Origin of the sequence: Sphingobium sp. (assembly GCF_048594625.1) — a bacterium.
GTDB lineage: Bacteria > Pseudomonadota > Alphaproteobacteria > Sphingomonadales > Sphingomonadaceae > Sphingobium.
This window is the reverse complement of sequence record NZ_JBMDWL010000097.1, coordinates 1-4,397: the sequence shown is the minus strand read 5'-3', so window position 1 is coordinate 4,397 and position 4,397 is coordinate 1. Positions and strand designations below refer to the sequence as shown.

At 62.9% G+C, this 4,397-nt stretch carries 5 protein-coding genes; 2 read left to right on the top strand and 3 right to left on the bottom strand.

What is annotated here, in order from left to right:
* Together ACOJSJ_RS12265 and ACOJSJ_RS12260 are read left to right on the top strand one after the other, a co-directional pair.
* Nucleotides 1-1,301 (top strand): pectate lyase family protein (locus ACOJSJ_RS12265; RefSeq protein ID WP_420145268.1); only part of this gene is annotated, 1,301 nt, incomplete at its 5' end.
* The gene (locus ACOJSJ_RS12260) at nucleotides 1,298-1,705 is read left to right on the top strand and encodes a cupin domain-containing protein (protein ID WP_420145267.1); all 408 of its coding nucleotides are present in this window, start codon (nucleotides 1,298-1,300) and stop codon (nucleotides 1,703-1,705) included. The genes ACOJSJ_RS12265 and ACOJSJ_RS12260, both read left to right, overlap by 4 nt.
* A gap of 66 nt (nucleotides 1,706-1,771) precedes the next feature.
* Here the strand turns inward: ACOJSJ_RS12260 and ACOJSJ_RS12255 are convergent, their stop codons facing one another.
* The 3 genes from ACOJSJ_RS12255 to ACOJSJ_RS12245 form a co-directional block, all read right to left on the bottom strand.
* Entirely contained in the window at nucleotides 1,772-2,200 is a 429-nt protein-coding gene (locus tag ACOJSJ_RS12255) for a hypothetical protein (RefSeq protein WP_420145266.1), read from the bottom strand.
* Nucleotides 2,197-2,406 (bottom strand): ParD-like family protein, encoded by a 210-nt coding sequence (locus tag ACOJSJ_RS12250; RefSeq protein WP_420145265.1) that lies wholly within the window; start codon nucleotides 2,404-2,406, stop codon nucleotides 2,197-2,199. The genes ACOJSJ_RS12255 and ACOJSJ_RS12250 overlap by 4 nt, the downstream gene beginning before the upstream one ends.
* Nucleotides 2,407-2,709: 303 nt before the next feature.
* Nucleotides 2,710-4,263, bottom strand: a complete 1,554-nt coding sequence (locus tag ACOJSJ_RS12245; RefSeq protein ID WP_420145264.1) for a carboxylesterase/lipase family protein — start codon at nucleotides 4,261-4,263, stop codon at nucleotides 2,710-2,712.
* Between the last annotated feature and the right edge of the window lie 134 nt (nucleotides 4,264-4,397).

The window sequence follows — 4,397 nt, the reverse complement described above, 5'->3', positions numbered from 1 at the left end:
TTGCCTTTCACGGTGCGGTCGGATGGGCCGCCACGACACCGGGCGGTCGCGGCGGGCGCATCATCCGCGTCACCACGCTTGCGGCAAGCGGTCCCGGCAGCTTCCGCGCCGCGCTGCAGGCGAAAGGCCCGCGGATCATCGTCTTCGAAGTCGGCGGCATCATCGACATGGGCCGCGAAACGCTGAAAATCACCGAACCGTTTGTGACCATCGCGGGTCAGACCGCGCCCTCGCCGGGCATCACCCTGATCAAGACCGGCATCGACATCGCCACCCATGACGTCGTCGTCCGCCATATCCGCATCCGTACCGGCGTCGATGGCCAGCCCAAGATGAGCGGCTGGGAAGCCGATTCCATGTCCACGGTCGGCGCGCACAATGTCATCATCGATCATTGCAGCTTCACCTGGGCGATTGATGAGAATATGTCCGCATCCGGCCCCCGCTTCGATGGCAAGACCCCGGACGACTGGCGCAAGAGCACCAGCCACGCGATCACCTTTTCCTACAATATCGCGGCTGAAGGACTGGCCGACGCCAGCCATCCCAAGGGGGAACATAGCAAGGGCACGCTGATCCACGACAATGCCAGCCAGATCATGATCTGGCGCAACCTCTATGCCCATAACAAGGAACGCAATCCGCTGGTGAAGGGCGGTGGTCAGGTAGAGGTGGTGAACAACATCATCTATGATCCGGGCGAACGGGCGATCCATTATAATCTGATGGCGCTCGAATGGGGCGATCATCCCTATCAGACGGGCAAGCTGTCGGCCGTGGGCAATGTGATGCGCGGCGGGGCATCGACCGCGCCCGGCATGCCGTTCCTGATGCTGGGCGGTGATGGCGACCTCGACTATCATGGCAAGGATAATATCGCGGTCGACCGTTTCGGCGTCGCCCTGCCGATGTTCGGCCGCTATGGCGAAACCCGCGCCAAGCTCAACGAACTGTCCGCTCCGCCGGTCTGGTGGACGGGCACCGACGTCCTGCCCACCCGCGACGTTGAAACCCATGTCCTTGCCAAAGCGGGCGCTCGCCCATGGGACCGGGACGCCGATGATATTCGCCTGCTCTTTTTCGTGGCCGAAGGACGCGGCGAAATTATCGACGATGAAAAACAGGTCGGCGGCTATCCCAAAATGGCCCAGACCCGCGCACCTTTTGTCGATGCAGACTGGAATCTCGACACGATGGAACCGAAATCGGGCCGCTATCCCGGCCAGACCAATGAAATCGCGGAACATCTGTCCGATCGTGACAAGATGATGCGGCAGGGCGGAAAGGATGCGAAGCCATGATCGCCCTGCCTCTCCTGCTGGCAGCAGCCGCCGCCACCACGCCTTCCGGCAAGGCGCCGCCGATGGCGGTGATCGACGAAAAAACCGTCGCCCGCGAAGAACCCAATCCCCATGGCAAGATCGGGATGAGCACCGCCTATCGCATCAGCGATGCGGTGCCGCAGCCGCGCCGCATGGAGTTTCGCAAACGCATCCTCCATGTCGGGTCCGCCATCGGCCTGCACCCCATCGCCCATGACGAAGTCTATTATGTCCTGTCGGGCACGGGCGACGTCACATCGGACGGCGAAACCCGCGGCCTGACGCCCGGCATGGCCGCCTATCTGTATGACGGCGCGGTGGTGGGCATAAAACAGACGGGCAAGGAACCGCTGGCGCTGATCATCTCCTATCCGGTGAAGTGAAACCGGCCGGAACGCTCTACGACTGACATCGTCCGGCATTGATCGCTGAAGGATGCCCTTCTCCGGTCAGAATTGCGCCCCGGCCGCCACCCATGCCGCCATTTCGCCGTCCGCAATGGTCAGCGACACGCCCCATCCGTCCGACCGGCGCAGAATATAGACATGCTCCCATTGCGCGACGACGGCACCATCCGCGCCCTCCATGCGATAGGCGACACGCGCCTGCGCCACATCGGGGAACAGCGCCGTCGCATCCATCAGGGCAACGACCGGCCGCACGACACCCTGCCGCCGGTAAAATGCCAGCAGCCCGACCACATGATCGCGAAATGCGGGTCTCTCCATGGCGAAATTGCCGGTGGGCGACGGGAACAGGCCGACCGGCTCCCAAAGATCCGCAATCGCATCGGCATCCTCGCATATGAAGGCATCGACATAACGATCGAAAAAGCCCGCAATCTCCTGCCGGAATCCGCCTTCCTCCACGCCGGTCATGCTGCTTCTGCCGGATCGATACTGCCGATCTGCACGGCTGCCAGCTGCGCCTTGACGATGTCGGTAAAGGCCATGGTCGGATTGGCTTCGGCCAGCATGCCGATCTTCATCCAGAATTCCGCCTGCGCGTTGATCGATCGGCACATAACCGCGCTCGCCCGGCGCACCTCTTCGTGCAGCGCCTCATCTATCTTTACAATGCCCATCGCCGTTGTCCATCCTCAATATACGATTCGTATATGATACGTATATTCATGGATCGGCATTGTCGACTCCTTCTGTCCTACAGCCGAACCTGCGCGCCATGATGGGAAACCTTTGCCCAACGGGGCACGCCCCCGCCCGACTTTCCAATAGGATTACGGGCAGGACATAAAATGTCCGATTCAGCGGGAAATTTGCGAAGTTAAGCGTCAGGACGCAACCGGACGCGCCCGATCGCTGGCGACCGAGCGCCCCGTCCGTCCGAAAGAAACCGGTTCGCCCTGCCCTGCCTTAGGTGCCCTGCTTCAACTGCCCGGCTGGATATAGGGCACAGGCGCGAACAGCCTTCGCTCCCAACCGCGCGGATCGTTCATCATGCGGCTGTCCGTGTCGAAGATCATCGTCGCCCGCCGATCCAGCCTATATTGGCTCCATTCCGCCATGTCCGGCCCATTGGGATTGCCGGTCCGGGCAAAAGCCAGCACCCGCTTCATCATCGCCGCGCAGGCCGAACGCGCGCCCGCGCCGGTCCCGGTCAGCGATCCTGTCGCATCCAGCGTGCCGAATATCAGCGGGATGTCCATGCCATGCGGCGCGCCACGTTCCGGCTTGACGGGCGACTGGAAATCCACCTGATATACCCATGTCGGTGCATCGGCCTGCGCCCGCGCCTCCGCCTCGATCACCTGTCCCGGCCAGCTGCGCCCGGCTGTCGTCGCGGCGTAAAGGATACGCTCTGGCGACCAGTCGGGATATTGCGCCCGATATTGCGCCGCGATCCATTGCGGCGGCAAATCCATCCGCAGTTCGGTCGCCATCCGGTCCGGCAGGTTGGACCAGTTCAGCCCCCGGATCAGCGGCCCGGCCGGATCGATAAATCCCCGTGTTTCGTTGATGGTATTGCCCAGCATCATCGGAATGGCATTGCCCTGCGGCGCGGCGTCCGGCCAGAAGGGATGCCGTTCCAGCCATCGCATGTCCAGCACCGGCCCCATATAGACGCCGCCGCCCAATATCGGGTCGATCGCGTCCAGCCCGTCGATCAACCGCGCGACCGGCATGGTCAGCAACGGTTCCAGATCGTCCGGCGACACGCCCAGCTTCGCCAGATAGGCTGCCGTCCGACGCGCCGCATTCATCGGGCCGCTGGCGGTCACCTGCTGCCCGCTCATGGTGATGGCGCGGTGAAACAGCCCTTTGGCCGCCGGCATGGCCATCATCGTTGCGATCTTCGCTCCGCCGCCCGACTGGCCGAAGACCAGGATATTGCCGGGATCGCCCCCGAACGATGCGATATTGTCCCTGACCCATCGCAGCGCCAGGATCAGGTCCAGCTGCCCGGCATTGCCGCTATCGGCAAAGCGCGGGTCCAGCCCGGCGAGATATAGATAGCCCAGCGCATTCAGGCGATGGTTGACCGTCACGACGACGGTGTCGCGCCCCGCCAGATGGCGACCGTCATTTAGCGGATCGACCACGCTGCCGTTGGAATAGGCGCCGCCATGGATATAAAGCAGCACCGGCCTTCTCGCGGCAGGCTCCAGCCCCGGCGTCCAGATGTTGAGGAACAGGCAATCCTCGCTGACCGCATCCTGTTTTGCACGCTGGGGGCAGGATGGGGCAAAGGTGGTGGCAGGCACGATGTCGCGCCATGGCGCGGGCGCCACCGGCGCGCGAAAGCGCCAGAGCTGCGTATCCTGTCCATAGCGGACGCCGCGAAAGACATGCAGCTCGCCTTCCCGTGTTCCCCTGATGCGCCCGTTCCGGGTGGTGACGATCGGGTCGCCCTTTGCCGCCCAGGCAGGCGTTGTTACCGCCAGCGCGAGTCCCGCACCGATGAAGCTCCGCCTGTCGGTCATCGATCCACTCCTGTCAGAACATTTTGGAGTCATCCGGGACAGATGACGGCGCGCAAAATGGGTCAAGCAAAAGACATTTGGAGCATGATCCGATCCAGTTCGTCCGGATCATGCTCTATGGCCGGGGCGTTATG